Origin of the sequence: Fibrobacter sp. UWCM (genome assembly GCF_900129735.1) — a bacterium.
Classification (GTDB): Bacteria; Fibrobacterota; Fibrobacteria; order Fibrobacterales; family Fibrobacteraceae; genus Fibrobacter.
Map to the genome: position 1 here is coordinate 1 of NZ_FQWR01000027.1, position 19,929 is coordinate 19,929.

General features: G+C 56.0%; 18 protein-coding genes. 8 read left to right on the forward strand and 10 right to left on the reverse strand.

Annotation, left to right across the window (positions count from 1 at the left end):
- Nucleotides 1-284: 284 nt before the first annotated feature.
- Nucleotides 285-539, reverse strand: coding sequence for a CRISPR-associated endonuclease Cas2 (cas2, locus tag BUB22_RS14000; protein ID WP_254794755.1), 255 nt, complete (start codon nucleotides 537-539; stop codon nucleotides 285-287).
- 44 nt (nucleotides 540-583) lie between these two features.
- On the reverse strand, nucleotides 584-1,480 hold the full coding sequence (gene cas1, locus BUB22_RS14005) for a type II CRISPR-associated endonuclease Cas1 (protein WP_073116066.1): 897 nt from the start codon (nucleotides 1,478-1,480) through the stop codon (nucleotides 584-586).
- Between the two features lie 177 nt (nucleotides 1,481-1,657).
- Here cas1 and BUB22_RS14010 point away from each other — a divergent pair, with 177 nt between their 5' ends.
- The 3 genes from BUB22_RS14010 to BUB22_RS14020 all read left to right on the forward strand — a co-directional run bounded on the left by BUB22_RS14010 (nucleotide 1,658) and on the right by BUB22_RS14020 (nucleotide 5,129).
- Nucleotides 1,658-1,912, forward strand: a complete 255-nt coding sequence (locus BUB22_RS14010; RefSeq protein WP_073116068.1) for an AbrB/MazE/SpoVT family DNA-binding domain-containing protein — start codon at nucleotides 1,658-1,660, stop codon at nucleotides 1,910-1,912.
- The gene (locus BUB22_RS14015; RefSeq protein ID WP_073116070.1) at nucleotides 1,909-2,325 is read left to right on the forward strand and encodes a putative toxin-antitoxin system toxin component, PIN family; all 417 of its coding nucleotides are present in this window, start codon (nucleotides 1,909-1,911) and stop codon (nucleotides 2,323-2,325) included. The genes BUB22_RS14010 and BUB22_RS14015 overlap by 4 nt, the downstream gene beginning before the upstream one ends.
- 251 nt (nucleotides 2,326-2,576) lie before the next feature.
- Nucleotides 2,577-5,129 (forward strand): ATP-dependent Clp protease ATP-binding subunit, encoded by a 2,553-nt coding sequence (locus BUB22_RS14020; RefSeq protein ID WP_073116073.1) that lies wholly within the window; start codon nucleotides 2,577-2,579, stop codon nucleotides 5,127-5,129.
- A 179-nt stretch (nucleotides 5,130-5,308) separates the two neighbouring features.
- Here BUB22_RS14020 and BUB22_RS14025 read toward each other — a convergent pair whose 3' ends face one another.
- The gene (locus BUB22_RS14025) at nucleotides 5,309-6,007 is read right to left on the reverse strand and encodes a hypothetical protein (protein WP_073116075.1); all 699 of its coding nucleotides are present in this window, start codon (nucleotides 6,005-6,007) and stop codon (nucleotides 5,309-5,311) included.
- Nucleotides 6,008-6,071: 64 nt separating this feature from the next.
- Between BUB22_RS14025 and hisC the strand changes: the two genes are divergently transcribed.
- A complete protein-coding gene (gene hisC / locus BUB22_RS14030) occupies nucleotides 6,072-7,160 on the forward strand; it encodes a histidinol-phosphate transaminase (RefSeq protein ID WP_073116077.1) in 1,089 nt (362 codons plus the stop codon).
- 1 nt (nucleotide 7,161) lies between these two features.
- Entirely contained in the window at nucleotides 7,162-7,968 is an 807-nt protein-coding gene (gene hisN, locus BUB22_RS14035) for a histidinol-phosphatase (protein WP_073116079.1), read from the forward strand.
- 64 nt (nucleotides 7,969-8,032) lie between these two features.
- On the opposite strand, the gene BUB22_RS14040 is transcribed toward hisN, so the two are convergent.
- Entirely contained in the window at nucleotides 8,033-10,402 is a 2,370-nt protein-coding gene (locus BUB22_RS14040; RefSeq protein ID WP_073116081.1) for a DNA internalization-related competence protein ComEC/Rec2, read from the reverse strand.
- Nucleotides 10,403-10,497: 95 nt separating this feature from the next.
- Between BUB22_RS14040 and BUB22_RS14045 the strand changes: the two genes are divergently transcribed.
- The gene (locus tag BUB22_RS14045) at nucleotides 10,498-11,736 is read left to right on the forward strand and encodes a hypothetical protein (protein WP_175547305.1); all 1,239 of its coding nucleotides are present in this window, start codon (nucleotides 10,498-10,500) and stop codon (nucleotides 11,734-11,736) included.
- Nucleotides 11,737-11,743: 7 nt separating this feature from the next.
- On the forward strand, nucleotides 11,744-12,286 hold the full coding sequence (locus BUB22_RS14050; protein ID WP_073116085.1) for a DUF4416 family protein: 543 nt from the start codon (nucleotides 11,744-11,746) through the stop codon (nucleotides 12,284-12,286).
- On the opposite strand, the gene BUB22_RS14055 is transcribed toward BUB22_RS14050, so the two are convergent.
- From BUB22_RS14055 to aroE, 6 genes are all read right to left on the reverse strand, one after another.
- The gene (locus tag BUB22_RS14055) at nucleotides 12,281-13,729 is read right to left on the reverse strand and encodes a glycosyltransferase (RefSeq protein WP_073116087.1); all 1,449 of its coding nucleotides are present in this window, start codon (nucleotides 13,727-13,729) and stop codon (nucleotides 12,281-12,283) included. The two genes, BUB22_RS14050 and BUB22_RS14055, sit on opposite strands and share 6 nt — an antisense overlap.
- Nucleotides 13,698-14,501 carry a phosphoribosylformimino-5-aminoimidazole carboxamide ribotide isomerase gene (hisA, locus tag BUB22_RS14060; protein WP_073116090.1) on the reverse strand — a complete coding sequence of 268 codons (804 nt, stop codon included), beginning with the start codon at nucleotides 14,499-14,501 and terminating at the stop codon, nucleotides 13,698-13,700. The genes BUB22_RS14055 and hisA overlap by 32 nt, the downstream gene beginning before the upstream one ends.
- A complete protein-coding gene (locus tag BUB22_RS14065) occupies nucleotides 14,501-15,547 on the reverse strand; it encodes a hypothetical protein (protein ID WP_073116092.1) in 1,047 nt (348 codons plus the stop codon). Before BUB22_RS14065 ends, hisA begins: the two co-directional genes overlap by 1 nt.
- Before the next feature lie 82 nt (nucleotides 15,548-15,629).
- Nucleotides 15,630-16,613 (reverse strand): GDP-mannose 4,6-dehydratase, encoded by a 984-nt coding sequence (locus tag BUB22_RS14070; protein ID WP_073116094.1) that lies wholly within the window; start codon nucleotides 16,611-16,613, stop codon nucleotides 15,630-15,632.
- A gap of 10 nt (nucleotides 16,614-16,623) precedes the next feature.
- A complete protein-coding gene (gene aroB / locus BUB22_RS14075; RefSeq protein ID WP_073116096.1) occupies nucleotides 16,624-18,234 on the reverse strand; it encodes a 3-dehydroquinate synthase in 1,611 nt (536 codons plus the stop codon).
- A gap of 1 nt (nucleotide 18,235) precedes the next feature.
- Nucleotides 18,236-19,129, reverse strand: coding sequence for a shikimate dehydrogenase (gene aroE / locus BUB22_RS14080; RefSeq protein ID WP_073116099.1), 894 nt, complete (start codon nucleotides 19,127-19,129; stop codon nucleotides 18,236-18,238).
- Between the two features lie 89 nt (nucleotides 19,130-19,218).
- Between aroE and BUB22_RS14085 the strand changes: the two genes are divergently transcribed.
- On the forward strand, nucleotides 19,219-19,917 hold the full coding sequence (locus BUB22_RS14085; RefSeq protein ID WP_073116101.1) for a hypothetical protein: 699 nt from the start codon (nucleotides 19,219-19,221) through the stop codon (nucleotides 19,915-19,917).
- Nucleotides 19,918-19,929: the final 12 nt, after the last annotated feature.

Consider the following 19,929-nt stretch of genomic DNA (forward strand, 5'->3'; position numbering starts at 1 on the left):
GGCGGGCCGTTCTTTTAAAAAAAAAATGAATACTTTAATGCATACACCTTTTTCAAACCGCCCCACACAAGGAAAGAGCGAAAATATATAAATTTAACAGCCTCTTTTGGCGATTTTCTTTGTTTTTGCACTCTATGCTCGAATTTATGCAATCTTATACCATTGTTTAGCGTTGTTTAACCTTGTTTTAGTTTTATCTCCGCTCATAAAGAGCCCCTATAAGACCTACTTTCTGAATATACCTTATTTTATGCGGGTTCGCAAGCGGTTTGACGCTAAAAAAATCAGAAAAATTGGATAAAATTCTGGGATTTGGGCCATTTTTTTGGAGCCCTGGTGCTGCCGAAGTGGCTGTAGATTTCCAGGAATTCCCTGTCGGTGACGCTCAGCAGGCAGACCGTGGAGCGGGGCTCGATTATATTGGCGATTTGTCGTCGGTGTGTCCTGCCATTGTCTGCGGTGGTGCAGTAGCGGACGTACATTCCCCGTTGCACCTTGCTGAACCCCTCTTTTTCTAGTTCCTTGACGAATCTGTCCATGTTTTGGCGGCCGCTCTTGCAGTGTCTTGGAAAATCGAAAATCGCTACGACCCACATGCTACCCTCGGGTAGGCGATGTTTTTAGTTTCGCCCATGAAAAATTTTGCGACGGAAGCGGTGGTGTAGGTGAGACATGTTCCCAACTGCACCATCTGTTCCCCGAAGGGAATGTTGGTGTAGAATAGTTCCAGAAAGGATGCCTTGACTTCTTTGTCCAACTTTTTCTTTTTGGCCGCGTGTAATTTGTATGCAATCTGATCGATGAAGGGGCGGTAGGGTTCCATGATGTCGTCTGCCAGCGGAAATGCGTCGTAATAGTTTCGGTGGAAAATTCCGAGGGAGGGCAGTAACCCGCTCGCCATCAGGGCGCGTGCCGTTGCGGCTCGCAGGAGTGTGTAGCCGTAATTCAAAAAGTCGTTGGGATGTTCGCCGAACCTGTCGCGGATGAACTCCTTGCCGAAAAGTTCCCTCCAGTAGTATTGCGCGGCAAGTCCTTCGCGGTTGCTGGAGTCCCCGCTAAGGACTCCGGTGGCGTATTTCAGGAGCCTGTCGTGTTTCTTGCCAAGGGACTTTAGGTGCAGCACCTGGTTCTTGATTTTTGCCTCCACGACATTTTTCCACATCTGCTTTTTTAGCGGTAGGGGAGCGTCCAGTTGCAGGCGGAAGTATTTCTCTTGCAGGGTGTTCGCGTCCAGGTTCATGAGCATGGACGATGGCATGTGCCTTTCGTTGCAGAATACGACTGCGACATTCTGCTCTGCCAGTTTGCCGATGAGCGGCGTGGTGAGCGATGCCGAATGGTTATCGATGAGGATGATGGCGATATCTTCGATTGCCCTCAGCGTGACGTTGTCGGGATTGTCCTTGTATGCGATTTTGAGCATGGAATTTTGCACCGAAAGCTGGACGGGGCTTTCGAAAACGAGAGTCTGTTTGGGCATGTTTCTCCTTTTGTTTCTGTGTGTATTTGAAATATGCTAAAATTTAAGTCTCGAACGAGAAATTTCTAAAAAATGCTGAAAATACGCGTGTTCTTGGCGATTTTTTCACAATTTGGCCTATTGACTGCCTCGTCGCTATTATTTATATTTTGGTAAGAATATCTTACCGGAGGCTCTATGGACACTCTAGAAATAACAAGTCTATCGACAAAAGGACAAATCGTCATTCCAAGGAGTATCCGTAATCAACTGAACCTGGATACCGGGGACAAGCTGATTGTCGTGTGCGATGGCACGAATATTTTGCTCAAGCCGGTGCTTATGCCCAGCATGTCCGAGTTCAAGACTCTTGTGGAAGAGACGGATAAAATCACAAGTGAACTGGAAACGACGCCGAATATGCTAAGCGCGTTTATCAAGGAAAATCGATGAACGTCGTTGTAGATACCAACGTACTTGTTTCGGGTATTTTTTGGAATGGTTCGCCTCGAAAATTCCTGTCGCTTATTTTTCGCCAAGAAATAAAGCCCTTTGCAACTATCGACATAATGGCAGAGTATTGCCGTATTATTGATAAAGTAGCCAGCAAAAGGCCCGATATCGCAGCAAGGTGGAAAAGCCAAATTGCAAAGGTAATGACCATTATCGAAAAGAATGCGGCTGTGAATGTCTGCAGAGATCCTAAAGACAATATGTTTTTGGAATGTGCGATTGCCGCGAACGCCTACTATTTGGTGAGCGGTGATTCGGACCTGCTTGTGTTGGAGAAAATCAAGGGTATTCCGATTATCACGGTGAATCAGTTTTTCGATGCCCACCCAGAATTTGACATCGCTGAAGGTTAGTTCCCGTTTTTGTCTTATTTTTGCTCATAAAGAGCCCCTATCAGACCTACTTTCTGAATATACCTTTATTTATGCGGAATTAAACACCCGCGCGTCTTATTTTGAAAAAATGATGCTGAAAAATGCGACATTTTTTTGCTTTTGATGGCGGGAGTTGCCGTTTTTGCGCTATTTGGGGCGTTTTTTGCCGAGCGAGGCCCTTGGCATGGGTTTTGCATCTGGAAAGCGGTAAAAATAAAAAAGAGGCAACTATGTCCGATTTCAATAACGATGCAGAAAAAGTTTTGGCGAAGGCGCAGAGCCTGCGCGACCGTTGCTCGCATTCCTACCTGGGTGCGGCGCACTTGGCGGTGGGGCTTGTCGAAGGCCCGGATGCCACCTTGAAGAAACTCTACAAGTCGAAGGGCGCGAAGACGAATGAACTCCGCGGCAAGCTGGAACCGTTCGTGCAGAAGATTCCCCGTATGGAAGGCGTGAACCCTGACGTGGAACCGGATAACGACTTGAACCGTATTTTGCGCGCCTCGGTGCAGGCGGCGCGTCAGGTGAACCGCATGGTGACCCCGGGCGACATGCTCGTGGCCTTGATGAAATTCTCGGGCGACCGTGGCCTTGCGAAGGTGTTCGAAGACGCGCTCGGTTCCGTAGAAGTCGTGGAAACCTGGCTGTCGGATCCGTTTGCAGGGGCAGCCAATGCCGAGGAGCAGTCTCCGCTGAAACTCTACGGCCGTGAACTCGTGGAAATGGCCGCTGACGGAAAGCTTTCGCCGGTGATCGGCCGTGAAGAAGAAATCCGCCGCGTCATCTTGATTCTTAGCCGAAAGACGAAAAACAACCCGTGCCTGGTTGGTGAACCTGGCGTGGGTAAGACCGCTATTGTCGAAGGGCTCGCCGAGCGAATCTATCGCGGCGACGTGCCTGACGCTTTGAAGGGCAAGAAGTTGTTCGCACTGGATTTGTCGGCCTTGATGGCGGGCGCAAAGTACCGCGGCGATTTTGAAGAACGTCTGAAAGCGGTGCTGGACGCACTTGAAGATGACGGCAATACGCTTTTGTTCATCGATGAAATCCACACCATCGTGGGTGCGGGTAAGACCGAGGGCTCCATGGACTTGGGCAACATGCTCAAGCCGAAGCTTGCCCGTGGTGAGCTGCACTGCATCGGTGCGACGACCACGCAGGAATACCGCAAGTACATTGAGAAGGACTCCGCCTTGGAACGCCGTTTCCAGCCCGTGCAGGTTGACGAGCCTAGCGAAGAGGAATCGATTTCAATTCTGCGTGGCATCAAGGACGGATTCGATGCGCACCACGGCGTGCGTCTGCACGACAACGCGCTCGTGGCGGCGGTGAAACTTTCGAACCGCTACATCAGCGACCGTTTCTTGCCGGATAAGGCTATTGACCTGATTGACGAGGCCGCAAGCCTTGTGAAGACGCAGATGGATACCGTGCCGGAAGCTTTGGACACCTTGCAGCGTAAGGAACTCCAGATGAAAATCGAGGAGCAGGCCTTGGCGAAGGAAACCGACGACACCAGCGTAAAGCGTCTGAAAGAGCTGCGTGAAGAACTCGCGACGACAGATGCTGCAGTCAAGTTGATGCAGGACCGCTGGCAGGAAAGGCGCGCGAAAAACGCCGAGTTGCAGGGCCTCAAGAAGTCCTTGCAGCAGGCGAAGGACGAGATGGAGCAGGCCGAAGCCCGCTACGACTTGAACCGCGCTGCCGAACTCAAGTACAACAAGATTGTGAACCTGGAGCGTGAAATCGCCGCGAAGACGGAAGAAATCAAGAAGTCTGCCGGCGACAGCGACCTGAGCGAAGAGGTGACGGAAGAGACCATCGCCCTTGTAGTAAGCCGCTGGACGGGAATTCCGGTGACGAAACTTTGCGAAGGCGAAAAGGCCAAGTTGTTGCACCTGGACGAACGCCTGCATGCCCGCGTGATTGGCCAGGACGAGGCCGTAGAAGCGGTTTCGGAAGCAATTCTCCGTAACCGTAGTGGCTTAAGCCGCGAGAATGCGCCGATTGGTAGCTTCTTGTTCCTGGGCCCGACGGGTGTTGGCAAGACGGAACTTGCGAAGGCGCTTGCCGTGGAACTGTTCGACGACGAGAATGCGCTGGTGCGTATCGACATGAGCGAATACATGGAAAAGCATAGCGTGAGCCGCTTGATCGGTGCGCCTCCGGGATACGTGGGCTACGAAGAAGGCGGCCAGCTGACCGAAGCCGTGCGTACGCATCCGTACTGCGTGATTCTGCTGGACGAAATCGAGAAGGCTCACCCCGACGTGTTCAACACGCTGTTGCAGGTGCTTGACGACGGTCGTCTGACCGATGGCAAGGGCCGTACCGTGAACTTCAAGAACACCTTGATTCTCATGACGTCGAACCTGGGTGCCGCTCACTTCCAGAACCGCGCGGGTGATGCAAAGCCCGTGACCCTGAAGGAAATCGAGCCGGAGCTCCGCAGCTTCTTCAGGCCGGAATTCCTGAACCGTCTGGATGAAGTGCTGGTATTCCAGAGCCTCACAAAGCCGCAAATCAGGGACATCGTAAGGCTCAAATTCAAGGGACTCGCCGAACGCGCCGCCCGTCAGGATTTGCAGCTCACGCTGACCGACAAGGCGCTCGATGCCATTGCCGACGGCGCTTACCAGCCGGAATTCGGCGCGCGGCCGATCCAGCGTTACCTGGAAAGGAACGTGGAACGCCCGCTGAGCCATGCCATTCTCGCCGGTACCGTGAGTGCCGCAAAGCCCGTGGTCATCGACTACGACGGCACTGCGTTTACGGTGAAATAGCCGCGGATGTTGATTAAGATCCTCGCCTACGCGAGGATGACGATGAAGTCGCGAGGATGACGATGGCACTGCGTTTACGGTGAAATAGTAAATGATGTGAAATGTGAGGTGTGTAGTGACAAATGTGAAATTACACACTTCGCATTATCAATCATCCATTATCAATTATCAATTTGTGGCTACAGCGCGCTTATCACGTAGAGTGCGATGGTTTGCACGTCGTTGTTTTTCTTCTGCATAATCCCGATGTCGAAATCGAGTCTGACCCTCGCGGGCCCGAGGCTCAGTTCCAATTTCGGGATGATGTCAATCATAAAATCGTCCGTCAGGTTCCCGATGCTCCCGGACATGTTGATTTCGATGTAGGTGCGGAAGAATGTCGTGAAATAGAGGGTGGGTGTCATGCCCGCCGCGAATTTTACGTAACCGTCTTCTCCGGTAACGCCTTGTAGCGCACCTGCCCGCAGTTCGTAGAAGTTCGCGAAGTTCTTTGAGATAAACTGCTCGTTGCCGTAGGTCAGCACGACTGCTGTACTGTTGTTGCGATTCAGGCCGAAGTTACCGTCGAGCTCTACGAAGTTGTTCGCATTTATTAGGTAGCGCCCGCCGACATCCAGCGAGACGATGACCTGGTCGAACTTGTCGATGCTCTGTACGTTTACCTTGCCGCCGATGTTCCATTCGCGCGAAAGCGCCATGGTGATGTTTGCCGGGAAGAGAATGTCCGAGCCGTAGTTGTTCACCGCGCCGACGCCGATACCCCAGCGGGGCGAGGGGCGTGTGTCCGGGCCGAACGTGTAGCGGATGTCCCACATGCGATCGACGGCGAACGCATTTACGCATAGTGCGGCGACAAACAGGGCTACAAGGCGGTTCATACGCGATAAATTTAAAATAATCCTCTGGCGAAAAATGTAGATTTGTGCACGAAAAGAGGTTGATATGATAGAACCGCGTCCAGAACTTTCGAAATTGTCCGATTACGTTCCCGGAAAATCCATCGAGGAAATTCGCGAGCGCTTTGGCCTTGACAAGGTAGTGAAACTAGCGTCCAACGAAAACCCGCTCGGGGCTTCCCCGAAGGCGGTCGAGGCGTTTCACCGGATTGCGGACAGCCTGCACTTGTACCCGCGCGGCGATGCGCCGAAACTGATTGATTCCATCGCCAAGATGTACGGCGTGGAAACGAGCCAGATTGTGGTCGGTAACGGTTCCGACGAGATTATCGACATGGTGGGCAAGGCGTTCATCCGCCAGGGCGACAACTGCGTGGGCATTACGCCGACGTTCTCGGTGTACAAGTTTACGACGCTCTCGAACGGAGCCGACTTTATCGGTGTGGGCGAGGGCGAGGCGCGCACGTCGCTCGATGAACTGGCGAAGAAAATCGACGGGAAGACCCGCGTGGCGTTTATTTGCAACCCGAACAACCCGACGGGCGCGTACTACACCGAAAGCGAAATTCGCGAATTTTTGAAGAAGGTCCCGCAGAATGTGCTCGTGTTCCTGGACGAGGCGTACGCCGAGTTCGCGACGGCACCGGACTACCCGAACATGGCGAAATTTGTTGGCGAGTACTCGAACCTGTTCGTGAACCGCACCTTCAGCAAGATTTACGGGCTGGCGGGGCTCCGCGTGGGCTATGCCTTCGGTAGTACCGAAGTTGTCCGTGCCCTGTGGAAGGTAAAACCGCCGTTCGATGTGAACCAGGCTGCTCAGGTGGCGGCGATCGCCGCTCTAGGCGATAAGGAACACGTGCAGGCGACCCGCAAGATGAATGCTGAGGGCATTGCTGTGCTAACCCGCGAATTCAACGCGCTCGGGCTCAAGGTGCTCCCGACTCAGGCGAACTTTATTTGCGTACGCATCGGTGAACGCGCGAAGGAACTTGTCGCGTTCCTGGAAAGCAACGGCATGATTGTCCGCGGGCTTACGAGCTTCGGCATGCCGGAATACATCCGCGTGACCGTAGGCAAGCCTGAAGAGAACGCATTCCTGATGGAACTCGTGAAAAAATGGTGCGAGGCGTAATATGGCCCAGGAATTCAACGACCTGCTGCAAATCGCGCTCAAGGCATCGGAGATGGCCCAGGAAAATATCCTGAAGTATTTCCAATCCGGTATCGGCGTAGAGTGGAAAAAGGACAACACGCCGGTAACGGTTGCCGACAAGAGCACGGAAGAACTTTGCCGCAAGTTCTGGGCGAAGGAAACTCCGGGTTTTGGCGTGATTGGCGAGGAATTCGGAATCGAAAGCCCCGATGCGGAATACCAGTGGGTGATTGACCCGATTGACGGTACGAAGGCTTTTATTCACGGCGTTCCCCTGTTCGGCACGCTTATCGCGCTCTACAAGAAGAATGTTCCGGTGTGTTCGCTTATCCGTATTCCGGCGATGAATACCGCCGTCTGGGCGGTAAACGGCGGGGGTGCCTTCCTGGACGGCCGCGCAGTTCGTGTATCGGGCGTATCGCAGTTGAACGAGGCTCTCGTGCTTTCGGGTACGGTAAACACCATGGAAACTTCGGGCTATGGTGAAGGTTTCGCGAAGCTCCGTCGCGGGGCAAGGCTCCACCGCGGGTGGGGCGACTGCTACGGGTATTACCTTGTGGCGGCAGGGCGCGCCGAAGTGATGGTGGACCCGGTCGTTTCTCTCTGGGACATCGCGCCGTATCCGCTCCTTTTCAAGGAAGCGGGCGGCAAGTTCAGTACCATCGACGGCAAGACCGAGCTCTTTGATGCAGACGGCAAGCCCACGGCCCCGATTTACGAAGGGTTCTCGAGTGTCGCGACGAATGGCGCCCTGCACGATGTCGCGCTCGACTGCCTGAAGCGATAAACTGCGCGCAATTTTTTTCGTGCAATAAACTGCGCATTTTTTTCGAACAATAAACGGCGCGGGCTCATTTCAACATCGTCTCCACATTTACGGAATCTTCCGAGAACGTTACGGTAACGGTCCCGCTTTTCGCCGTATTGAGGTAAGGAATCCCAAGCGCGTCGAGCCGTTCAGTCACCTGCTTGTGCGGGTGGCGGAACCTGTTCCTGCGCCCGCTCGAAATGACGGCAACCTGCGGGCCCACCGCCTTCAGGAAATCCTCGCTGCTCGATGTCTTGCTCCCGTGGTGCCCCACCTTCAGCACGTCGCTCCTTAGGTAGGCGAGCGACCCCAGAATCGTCTTCTCGCCCGGGACGGTCAGGTCGCCCGTGACGATTGCGGAATGCCCGAGCCCACTCGCCCGTAACGTGATGCTCGCCTCGTTCAGGTCGCGGCATTCCCTTTCGCGGTCTTTTAGCCCCTTCGGGTGTATCGCCTGCAGTTGAAAGAAGTCGCTCCCGAAAAAAGATTCCTTCCAGGTGAAGCCGCGCCTTATTTCGCGCAGGGGAACCTTGCGGTCTACCGCTTCCTCGACCATCTCGCGCCATTCTACGCCGTCTGCCGTGCGGGAACATTCGTTTGTCCATATCTCGTTCACCGGGAACATGCGAAGCAGGCTTGCGGCACCCCCGAAGTGATCTTTGTGCGGGTGCGTTATCACGAGTGCGTCGAGCCTCTGCACGCCGATGTGGTGCAGGAAGGGCACGATGATGTCTTTGCCGGAATCAGTGTAGTCGATATCGCCTGCATCGACGAGAATGTAGCGCCCGCCGGGGCTTTTCAGCAAGATGCTGTCGCCTTGCCCTACATCGATGACGGTCATGCTCCAGGTAGGGCCCAGAATTTGCGTTATGCCCTGGACGCAGAACGTGATGGAAAAAATAAGCGTGCATATGATGCAGTACCCGCGGGCGACCAGGTTCTTGCGACACACGGGCAACGTGACGAACAGCAGGCCGAGCAGGAGCAGTATCCAGGCATTGAACGGCCCGACGGTAACGGATGCCTGCGCCGAATCGGAAAGGAGCCGGGTGAGCAAACTTGCAAGCCGGAGGAAGAATCCTGCCGCATAGCAGAATGTTTCGCGCATGAAGTCGATGGGCGAAAGAGCCGCGAATAGCCCTGCCTGCATTCCCCACGAAATCGGGGGAACCACGACGATGTTCCCGAGCCACGCCATCGGGGAGAGCGTCTTGAAGTGATGTATCAGGAACGGCGCCGTGGCAAGCGTTGCGCACAAAGTAACGTATGTAGGGGCGATGGCGAGAGATTCGAGCACGTTCCAGGTTTTGCTCCGCTTCAGGAATTCCGGGAGGTGGCGGAGCGGGTTGTAGCTGTTGCCTACGAGGATGCCCGCGGTTGCTGCTGCGGAAAGCTGGAAGCCCGTATTCCAGAGTTCTGCGGGCGAATGCAGGAGTATGCACAGGAGGGCGACCCCCAGGCTGTTCAGTGTATTCGCGGGGCGTTGCAACAGCGTGCCCAGTTGCGGGACAGCGAACATCAGCACCGCGCGTATGACTGCGGGCGACCCGCCGGTGACCGGCACGTACACGCCGAGCAGGCAGATTGCGATGATGCTTGCCGCCTTGTGGGGGAGGCGCGTCGCCTTCAGGAACACCATGAGCATGCCCGCGAGCAGAACCACATGGAAGCCACTAATCGCAAGGACATGCACGAGGCCCGAACGCTGGAAGTCGTTCCGGAGCGCCTCGGGAATGCCGCTCCTGTCGCCCGCGAGTAGCCCGAGCAGGAGCCCCGTCTCCGCAGGTTCCAAGTAGTCGTCGAACCGCGTCTTGAGCCAGCGGCGGAACCGGTGGAAATACCGCTCGAACGTCCAGCCTCCGCGCCAGGAATCCCAGTGGAGCATTTTCCCGTAGGCGGCGAACTTCTGGCTCGTGAGCCATTCCCGCGTGTTGAACCCGCCGGGAACCGTGGGGTCCATGACCGGGTACCACTTTGCCTCGTAGCAGATGCTGTCTCCCGGTTCCGGGAGCGCGGGCAAATCCCGCTTTTCGGTTATCCTCACGCGATACTCATTTACCGCAATGATAAACGCGGTCCCGTTTGCCCTCGGGAGCATCGCCTCGATTTTACCGCACGCCTTCGTGGGCAGGTCGTCCGGGAGGCTTGCCCCCCGCGGGCCCACGAGCAGGCCGTGGCACGCCACTCCGGCAACAAGCGCCCCCAGGATGCACCACTGCACGCTCCTCGGGAAAAATCTCGTGCATATTGCGATGGGGGCGAGCAGTGCCACTGCAAATTCCGGAGCATCGAGGCTTGCGTATGTCGCCATCACGGTGAGTGCTGCGACGAGTGCCGGTTTCCCCGCAAGCGGGTCCATCAAATCGCGCATGTTCTGTAAAAGAACCGCTTTCCTGTTTTGTTTTTTTCTCATATTTTTATAGTTTTGTTTCAGGTTGAAGGTGCCTCTATCTATAAGACGCCCGAAACGCGAAAATGAGCCAAAACATGCGTGAAAAAATTCTTTACATGCTTTTAGCCCTCCTCGTGGCCGGTTTTTGGGGCTGTGCCGAAGAAGAATCGGGTGAACCCGTAATTCTTCCGCGGACGCTTTCTCCGTACGTGCTTTACCCGAACGACCTCGCGAACAACGATTCTGCCTCGGCCCATGTGGCGGAAGGCTTGCAACTACTTGTGCACCCGAAGGTCTCGTACACCCTTTCATTCGAGAAGGACCCGAATATCGAGGACGCGCCCGTGCTCCAGCTTTTCCGACTAGGGGAGATGGTAAGTGAAGGCCGCGTTTCGACCAGCCACGTGCGCACGCTGGAGCCGAAGCTCGAAGGCAACCGCTATGTCTATGAATTCCTGTGCGAGGAACTTGACCGCAATACATGGGTGACCACGCTTGTGCTGGACGGCGAACTCTACAAGGGTACAACGCGCTGGGCTCGCCTTGCTGCAGAGGGCCCCTATTCCGATACGCTTTCGCTCAACCTGATTGTCGTGGGCAAGGTCGATTTCCTTGATTCGTTCATGAACGAGAACTTGTTTGCGGAACTCTTACTCACAAATTTCAGGACATATTACTCGTCTATCGTTATCGATACCTTGTACGTGCGATACGCGCATGAACATCCGACGCTCGGCTCGAAGTACCCGGCGAACGAGCCCTGGGTTGCAGGCAGGTCTTCCGACGACATGTTTGTAACCGAACTGGGAGGCTGGCCAGAGCCCAAGCTGAAGAACGCTCTTGATATTCTGCTGGTGCACCGCATCGAGGCGGACTGGGTGCTGGGATATTCGCTCCTGTATGGAAGCAACTTGCAGGGCGGCACGGGAAGTACCGTCGTCATTGGCGCGTACAACAAGACTCCCTCGGGCGAGGAGGGTGTGCCGTACACATCCATGATATCGACTGCGATTCACGAGACCGGGCATTTCTTCGGGTTGAGGCACACGACTGCGACCCTCGCAGATTTCGAGGTGGACATGGACTACTCGAACTACGAGGATGGCTTTACCGATACTCCGTATTGCAAGGACCTGCTTACCTCGGGACTTCTAAAGAGCCGTGGCGGTAAGCCCGTAAGCGACTTTGCCAGGTTGCCCACCTTGCGCGGGAGGTTTGCGACCGCGTTCGATATGAACTCTTGTCCGGATTCGCATAACATGATGTTCCCCGCAGTGAACGAGGATGGCGTGGACGGCTTTACGGAACAGCAGCTGGAACACATCCGCAAGAACCTGCGGGTCTACCCGCACTGAGGTTACGATGGCGACTAAGCGACAGTTTTGCGAGCCGGTGCAGTTGCTCGCGTTTGTTCTCCAGAAGGGTGCGGAATGGAACCCGGAAGTGTTGCGTGCACTGGAAAATACCTGGGGGCCGCTGCGCCACAAGGGTGCGCTTTTCGCCTTCGACAAGACGCCGTATTACGAGCCCGAGATGGGCGAGGGGCTGTACCGCGGCGTGGTTTCTTTCGAGAAAAGCATCCCTGCAGAGACGATTGCCCTGGAAAAGGTGCGCAGTAACGAACTTGAACTCACGATGGCTAGTGCCGAGAATCCGGACATGCGTACCGTGAATATCGATATCGGCTACATGGACTTGGACAAGGTGGTGCTCCCGAGTTACAAGCGTGGGCCGTTCAAGTTGTATGCGGGCGAGGGCGTGTGGCTAGACATGCTGCTCACGTACGCGAAGGGCGTTTTCCACCCGACGGCGTGGGCGTTCGAGGATTTCAAGCGGAACCCTTACCAGCACGACCTGCAGCTTATACGTGAGCGCTGGCGCAAGGCGCAGAAAGTGAAACTATAGCTTGTAGGCTTCTTTCTTCAGTTTCTTGAAGAAATCGAACTGCGCCTTGGTAGAATTCTGCATCGTGTACTTGAGCGTGCGCTCGTGAGCGACCTCGCGCATCTTGGCGTATTCTTCGGGTTTTTCCAGGAACATCGTGCGGCATTCTTCCATCGCGTTCAGCCATGCATTCTCGTCGATGGGCAAGATGCGCCCCGCGGCTTCGTCCATGACGATATCGTGCGGGCCACCGTAGTTGCTCACGATTGCGGGCGTCCCCGTAGACATCGCTTCTACCACGACGTTCCCGAAGGTGTCCGTCACGCTCGGGAACAGGAAGAAGTCCGAATCCGCATAGAGGCTTGCGAGCGTCTCGCCGCCCTGCTCGCCTGCAAAATGCACGCTGTTGTCGCCTGCGAAGAACTTCTTGATTTCTTCGAGGTACCAGCCGTAACCCACGTACATGAGTTCCACGTCGCTGTGCTGGGCGGCGAACTTCTTCCACACGCCGTTCAAGAACTCGAGATTCTTCTCTTTCGAGATACGTCCGATAAACGAGAAACGGACCTTGCGCGCGGTTCCGGTCTGTACCGCTTCGGTGGAGCCGTTGTACTTTTCCCACACGCCCTTCCCGCGCAGGTCGGGCGAGAACTTTTCGAGCGGGAGCCCGCGGGGCAGAATCTGCACCTGGTTCGCGGGGATTTTCAGCTGCGAGGTGAGAATGTCCGCGTAGTCCTTGCAGGGGCTAACCACGGGCTTTGTCATCCCGTAGAAAATCTTCATGAGCCACAGCACAAAGTGGAACATCCATTTTGCCTTCACGAGGGTCTTCGTGTAGGTAGGGACGTCGGTGCGGTAGTGGCTGAATACCTTGATGCCCGCAACCTTCGCGCAGAAGCATACCAGCCAGGCGCCGGGGCTCGGGGTCTCGAACTCGATGAGGTCGACGGGGTAGCGCTTCAAGAGCCTGAGCACAGGGCCCACGCGCGGGATAGCGAGCTCGCTGTTCGCGTACCCGAGCTGTTCCATGCTGAATAGCCTCGGGAGCAGAATGCAGTAGCCGTTTTCCACCACGCCGCAGGGGCGCGTGTTGAAAGCGTTGCCGGCAAGGAAAGCTTTCATCCCGTGGGCACGCATGTACGGGATGACGTTCCTCAGGTTGTTCGCAATCCCGTTCGTTTCGTCCAGGTTGTCGGAATAGAACAGGATGCGCACGTCGTCTGCGGGTCTCTTGGCGCGTTCCTTTTTGAGGTAGCCGCGCAACTTCAGTAACTTCGGAATGTTCAGGAGTAGCGACCCGAAAACAATCGGCGGAATCATGCCGGTACGCAGGTTTCCGGGGGGCTGATGCCTGAAACTGAACATCTTCCTGAAAGTACTCGTGACCGTGCGCCCGAAAATCGGCGGTCTCGTGTCCAGCGCGTCGGTAGCCTTAAGCTTTGTTGAACCTGACGCAGTCTTCATACTTCACTCCTTTGCCACCGAAAAGGTCTAGCGCCGATCCGATGGTGAGGTCAATCTTTCCGTTTGAAATTTGCTTGCAGTGTTCCAGGTCGGCAAGCGACTTGGCGCCGCCCGCGTACGTGCAGGGGATGGGGCTGTTTTCGGCGAGGAACACGATGAGTTCGTCGTCCATGCCCTGCTGCTTGCCTTCCACGTCGGCGGCGTGAATCAGGAACTCGTCGCAGTACCGGGCGAGGTCATTGAGCGTCTCGGCGGTAATCTCGATATCGATAAGCGTCTGCCAGCGGTTGATGGCGATTTTCCAGTGCGGGCAATCTTTCCCGTGCAAAACGGAGTCGCCTGTGCTTGCATTGGCGATGCGCTTGCAGCTCAGGTCAAGTACCAGATGGTCGCGACCCACCGTTTTCGATAAACGTTCCAGGCGCTCGCGGTCGAGCTTGCCTTCCGGGAAAATCCAGCTGGTGACGATCACGTGGCTTGCGCCCGCCCCGATGTATTCCATCGCGTTGTCGGCGGTGATTCCACCCCCGACCTGCAGGCCTCCCGGGTATGCCGCGAGGGCCGCCTTTGCGGCTTCCACGTTGCCCTTCCCGAGCATAATCACGTGTCCGCCCTTTATACCGTCCTTCTTGTAGAGTTCTGCAAACCAGGCGGGGGAGCGGTCCGTCTCGAAATTCGTCTTGAGGCCGGCACCGCTATCGCTGAGCGAACTGCCGACAATCTGTTTTACCTTTCCGTCGTGCAGGTCTATGCAGGGGCGAAACTTCGTCATTAGTCCTTCGCTCCCGTTACGGTCCAGTCGAGTTTCTTGTTGTGGCTCGCATCGCTGCGCCCGCGGTAGAAAAGAATCTCTCCGCCCGCGGCTATCTTCATCGCCTTCTTCGCGAACCACCCGTCCACCTTGTCCAGGAGGCTTGCCTTCTGGTACGTCTTGTTCACGGGGAACGAAAGCTCGGGGGCGCCCTCCTTCCATGCGATGGTAAGCTTGTTCTTCGGGAACTTCTTGCCGCTGTAGGTTTCCTCGCCGTCCTTGACCTGCGTGGGTAACAGCAGTTTGGTGCCTTCACCCGCGTTGTAGAGCGCATAGCCGAACAACCCGCCTTTTTCGCTTATGGAGATTCTGCCCGCATAGTAGGGCGAGCGGGTATTGGTGCTGAAGTTTATGGAACGGACCGCGAGGTCTGTCGCCTGCACGGTTTGCCAAATCTGGTCCATGTAGGCGTATCCCTTCACGCTAATCGTATCCTCGTTGTAGCCGATGCGGCCCGAAACGCGCCCGTAAGGGATGTGCACGTACTGCGCAAACTTTGCGTCCCCGACTTTCCAGATGCCGTCGCCCAGCACCTTGCCTTGTTCAGCGCTTTCGAACGTGAGGTCCATGAAGAACTTTCCGCCCTTGTCGGCGGTAAAGTACACGCGGTGGCCCTTGCCGGGCTTGTTTTCCATCGCGTATTCGCCCTTGATGTCGATGGTGCTCTTTTCCTTGATGGCCTTCAGGCGTTCGGGCGGGTACTGGCGGCCCACGGCGTAACTTTTGCCCTTGAAGTTCCAGAAGCTCATGTCGCAGCCGATTTTTTTGCCCGAAGCGGGGACGTACAGCGTGGAATAGTTCACGAATGCGCGCGTCCCGTTGTCAAACACGAACTGGTAACTCCATGTTTCGTTGAATTCCTTCGCGCTGTTCTGGTGCGGCATAAAATCGCTTGCCGTAAGGTTGCGCACGGCGCCAGAGGGGGGCGTCACATCGCCCGCGAAAGCGGCCTGGACCGCAAATGCGGTGAGGACTGCGAAAAATAACTTGCCGAAGGAACGTCTCATATTCCTAAAAATAAAAAAATGAGGCGAAAAAAAGCGCCCCTTTATCGGGGCGCTTGGCGTAATATCGGGATAACGAGCGCTTTTACAGCGGCAGGTCCTTGCCCATGCCGAGCTTGAGTTCGGTGCGCCTGCGCACGACCATTTCGTTGAAGAGGTCGGTGAGGCTGTCCTCGATGCTTATCATGGGCTTCCAGCCGATTTCGTTTACCTTGGTGGGGTCGCCAATCAGTAACGGGATATCGTTCGTGCGTTCGTAGGCAGGGTCAAATCGGAAGTCTACGCTCACGTCTGCAATCTCGACGAGCATGTCGACGAGTTCGCGGAAGGTGTAAGACTTGCCACTGCAGATGTTGTACACCTGCCCGGAGGGGGCCGTGTTGAGAATCTGTATCATCCCGCGGGCAACGTCGCGCACGTCCACCACGTCGCGGCTGATGTCGAGGCTACCCGAATAGACTACAGGTTCGGCGTGGTAATACTTTATCTTCACCAGCTGGTAGGTAATGGAGGGGATTGCGAAACGCCTGCTGTGGTGCGGGCCCGTAAAATGGAAGGGACGCACGGCGACGATGTGCATGTCGTTTGCGTTCCTGAACTGGTTCCCGAGAATTTCCATGCACGCCTTCGATGTCGCGTAGGGCGTGAGCGGGTTCGGCAGGTCAGTCTCCTTGTGGAGGTAGGTGAGGTGCTGTTCCGTGCGGCCGTAAATTTCGCTCGAACTGAGCAGCATGATTTTCGCCTTCGGGACCACCTGCCTTGCGGCTTCCAGGAGCGTCTGCGTGCCGAGCAGGTTGATGTTCAGGGTCTCGTAGGGCTTCTTGTAGCTGAGGCCCACGGAGGATTGGCTCGCAAGGTGGTAGATGTGCGTAGGCTCGACCTTCTGCATCATCTCCAGCACGTCCTTGAAGTTCAGCATGTCGCCAGTGAGGTACTCCACGCCGTCCACCTTCTGCCAGGGCTGCGGCTGTTCGTCGCTGAAACTGTAAAGCCCATGGCTTGTTCCGCTCAAGTTCGAGAGGATGTGGAAACCGAGTCCTCCCGTACCGCCTGTAACTAATATGCTCATATGCTATTCCTCACCTAATTGCATCCCATGCTTTCGTTACAATATCTTTTTCGATGTTCGTTACTTTTTCGACCGCACCGATTCTGGTGGGCAGAATGTAAACGCGCGTGCCCTTTTCGGCCTTCTTGTCGACCGCCATCGCTTCCCAGGCCTTTTCCGTATCCACGCCAAAGGTTTTCGGGAATCCGAGTGCGTCGAGGAGCGCGTTCTGGCGGGATTCTGCCGCGGCATCCATCATGCCGAGCATTACGGCGGCCCTTGCGGCGACGCGCATCCCGAGCGAAACCGCGATGCCGTGACTGAACATGTTGTAGCCGGTAAGTTTTTCGATGGCGTGCCCGAAGGTGTGGCCGTAATTGAGGATGGCGCGCAGGCCCGATTCCTTCTCGTCGATGCCCACGACCTCTGCCTTGATCTGGCAACTGCGGAAAATCATGTGCTTGAGCGCATCGAAGTCGCGGTTCTTGATGGCGCTTACGTTGCCTTCCAGGTAGCGGAAGAATTCCTCGTCGTAGATGACGCCGTACTTCACGATTTCGGCAAGGCCCGCGAGGTATTCGGTATCGTTGAGCGTCGAAAGCACCGAGATGTCGCACACCACCGCGCGGGGCTGGTAGAACGCGCCTATCATGTTCTTGCCTTCGGGGTGGTTCACCGCCACCTTGCCGCCCACGGAACTGTCGACCATGCTGAGGAGGGTCGTGGGGAACTGGATGAACGGGATGCCGCGCTGGTAGGTGGCGGCCCCGAAGCCGGCCATGTCGCCGACCACGCCGCCGCTGAACTGCAACAGGCAACTCTTGCGGGTGTAGCCGCGGTGCAGCATGAACGTGAAAAGCTGGTTCAGGTTGTGGAGCGTCTTGTTGCGTTCGCCCGCCTGGAACTTGAATACGGGGCACCTGCCGGCCTGGCCGCGGAGCATGTTCAGCATATTGCCTTGCGCCTTCGCGATGGTCGTGTCGGTGCATACCAGGAATTCGTGCGAGGGGGCGAGCTGCAGGCCTTCGAGCAGGCATGCCGTCTCGGGGACGATATCCTTCCCGATAAAGATGGGGTAGCGGCCCCCGCTGCTCGGGTAAACATCGAGCGCATGGCTCTTCCAGAACTGCAACATGCGCAGGATTCGCTCGATGATGTGGGAATCGTTCACGTCGTTCGTGCTTTCCACGCTGAAATCCGCCTGCGCGTAGTTCTTTTCGCGCTCCTTGAGCATCACCTTGATTTTCGCGAGGCGTTCCTCGTCGCTCAGGTTTGCGAGCAGCGGGCGCGTGTTCTTGCGGCCGATGCGTTCACTCAGTATTTCGGGTTTGGCCCACAGGCGGATGAGCGTTCCCGATTCGCGGATGACCTTCACGTTTTCGGGATTGTTGATGGCGCCGCCGCCGAGCGATACCACCTGGGGTGTCTCGTTGGCCGCGATTTCTGCAATCACGTCGCGTTCCATCTCGCGGAACTTCGCTTCGCCATCCTGTTCAAAAATCTCGCTGATGCTCTTGCCTGCGCGCTCGACGATAACCGCGTCGGTATCGACGAGCGGGCGGCCCAGGCGTTCGGAAAGGGTGCGGCCCGTGCGGCTCTTGCCGCTGGCCATGAATCCGGTGAGGAAAATATGCTCTTTCATGTTAGCCCTGCATCCCTTTGCGCATAATCGCAGTCAGTTCTTCGTTGGTGCGGCCCTCCGTCTCCTTCGGGAACCACTTGCGGAAACTTTCCAACCCCTGGTGTACGAGCATGCCTTCGCCTGTGACGACCTTGCAGCCCTTCGCCTCTGCCATCTGCAGAAGTTTGGTGCGCGGCGGCGCGTACACGATGTCGCACACGACCTGCCCCTTGTGGAGGCATTCTGCGGGGAGCGGGCTTTCGCCTTCGTTCGGGGTCATGCCCACGGATGTCGCGTTGATGATGATGTCGAAATCGGCGGAGATGCTTTCGAAGTCGGCGAAGGTCGAAACCTTTACCCCGACCTCGACAAATACCGCATTCAGGCTGTCGGCGAGCGCCTGGCCCTTTTCTGCCGTGCGGCACACGATGGTGAGCGCGTTGCCCTGTTCCACGAGCGTGAACGCGATTGCCTTCGCCGCACCGCCGTTCCCGAGGAGCGCCACGCGCTTGTTGCTGACGTCTACGCCGTTTTCTTCGAGGTTGCGGATGCAGCCGTACGGGTCGGTCGTCGTCCCGCGGAGAGTGCCCCCGACAATTCCGTCTTTCCAGTAGAGCGTGTTCACGCTGCCGGTGAACTTGCTGATGTTGCTGAGTTCGTCTACGAGTCTAGGGCTTCCGTCGCAACCCACGAATTCGGTCTTGTACGGGATGGTAACGTTTGCCCCCCGGAAATTCATTGCCCTGAACCCGCGGATGGCGTCCGCGAAATTTTCCGGTTCCGGTGCATGGGGGAGGTAGCGTGCGTTGATTCCTAGCGCATCGAAAAGGGCGTTGTGCATCGCGGGCGACTTGCTGTGCGCCACCGGATGCCCGAAGATACAGAGCGTCTCTGTTTTTCCGTTGATACGGTCCAATTTTACCTCTTTTGTCCGCCCACCTGGGGCTGAACTCTCAATAATCCTTACAAAAGATATATAATATTTAAGGCAAAAGAGGATTTACTATGAAAAAATTTGTTGCCTTGTGTATTTGCGCGTTTACTCTGCTTGCCTGTGAATCGGATGAACCGCAGAAGGTCGCGGAAAAGGCCGCTCCGGAACAGGTCAAGGCCCAGCAAGCGGCAGTCCAGCCCCAGAACGATGCCGCAAGCGCGATGACGGACGCGCAAGTATTTGCTTACATCCTGGGTTCGGTCTACGGGTTGCCGTCGTACATGAATACGCCCCATCGGGTCGGCGCGATGGTCGATCTCGATGCAATGATTCAGGGAATTGTCGATAACGAGAGGGCCCTGAAGGATTCGACCTGGAAACTCCAGCTTTCGGAGGAAGAGCGGAAGGATATCAACGAGCATTACGAGAAGGTGGCCGCGGAACGTAGGGCGGCGGGTGACAAGGCTCCGGAGATTGCCCTTGCGGGGCCGATTACGGGCCAGAAGGTTGTCATTGCCGATACCACGTCCATGATTGTCAAGTATTCCTACGCGCAGGGCGTGACAATCGACATGCTCTTTGACGGGATGAGGAAGAGTTTCAACGAGGATTTCGAGGCGAGATTCTTTGTCCAGGGCGTGCGCGAATTTGTTTACGAGGCGATGAACCCGTCGTTCAGGAAGGCCGTCTCGGACGAGAGGCTCAAGGCGGTCAACACGAAATACAGGAACCGCATGGAACAGATTCGCGAGGAACAGCGCCGTCAGTAACGATTTTGAACT

What these genes read in the sequence shown, in the direction of transcription:
- cas2 (WP_254794755.1), bottom strand. Translation starts at nt 539, where the DNA reads ATGGACAGATTCGTCAAGGAACTAGAAAAAGAGGGGTTCAGCAAGGTG.
- cas1 (WP_073116066.1), bottom strand. Translation starts at nt 1,480, where the DNA reads ATGCCCAAACAGACTCTCGTTTTCGAAAGCCCCGTCCAGCTTTCGGTG.
- BUB22_RS14010 (WP_073116068.1), top strand. Translation starts at nt 1,658, where the DNA reads ATGGACACTCTAGAAATAACAAGTCTATCGACAAAAGGACAAATCGTC.
- BUB22_RS14015 (WP_073116070.1), top strand. Translation starts at nt 1,909, where the DNA reads ATGAACGTCGTTGTAGATACCAACGTACTTGTTTCGGGTATTTTTTGG.
- BUB22_RS14020 (WP_073116073.1), top strand. Translation starts at nt 2,577, where the DNA reads ATGTCCGATTTCAATAACGATGCAGAAAAAGTTTTGGCGAAGGCGCAG.
- BUB22_RS14025 (WP_073116075.1), bottom strand. Translation starts at nt 6,007, where the DNA reads ATGAACCGCCTTGTAGCCCTGTTTGTCGCCGCACTATGCGTAAATGCG.
- hisC (WP_073116077.1), top strand. Translation starts at nt 6,072, where the DNA reads ATGATAGAACCGCGTCCAGAACTTTCGAAATTGTCCGATTACGTTCCC.
- hisN (WP_073116079.1), top strand. Translation starts at nt 7,162, where the DNA reads ATGGCCCAGGAATTCAACGACCTGCTGCAAATCGCGCTCAAGGCATCG.
- BUB22_RS14040 (WP_073116081.1), bottom strand. Translation starts at nt 10,402, where the DNA reads ATGAGAAAAAAACAAAACAGGAAAGCGGTTCTTTTACAGAACATGCGC.
- BUB22_RS14045 (WP_175547305.1), top strand. Translation starts at nt 10,498, where the DNA reads ATGCTTTTAGCCCTCCTCGTGGCCGGTTTTTGGGGCTGTGCCGAAGAA.
- BUB22_RS14050 (WP_073116085.1), top strand. Translation starts at nt 11,744, where the DNA reads ATGGCGACTAAGCGACAGTTTTGCGAGCCGGTGCAGTTGCTCGCGTTT.
- BUB22_RS14055 (WP_073116087.1), bottom strand. Translation starts at nt 13,729, where the DNA reads ATGAAGACTGCGTCAGGTTCAACAAAGCTTAAGGCTACCGACGCGCTG.
- hisA (WP_073116090.1), bottom strand. Translation starts at nt 14,501, where the DNA reads ATGACGAAGTTTCGCCCCTGCATAGACCTGCACGACGGAAAGGTAAAA.
- BUB22_RS14065 (WP_073116092.1), bottom strand. Translation starts at nt 15,547, where the DNA reads ATGAGACGTTCCTTCGGCAAGTTATTTTTCGCAGTCCTCACCGCATTT.
- BUB22_RS14070 (WP_073116094.1), bottom strand. Translation starts at nt 16,613, where the DNA reads ATGAGCATATTAGTTACAGGCGGTACGGGAGGACTCGGTTTCCACATC.
- aroB (WP_073116096.1), bottom strand. Translation starts at nt 18,234, where the DNA reads ATGAAAGAGCATATTTTCCTCACCGGATTCATGGCCAGCGGCAAGAGC.
- BUB22_RS14085 (WP_073116101.1), top strand. Translation starts at nt 19,219, where the DNA reads ATGAAAAAATTTGTTGCCTTGTGTATTTGCGCGTTTACTCTGCTTGCC.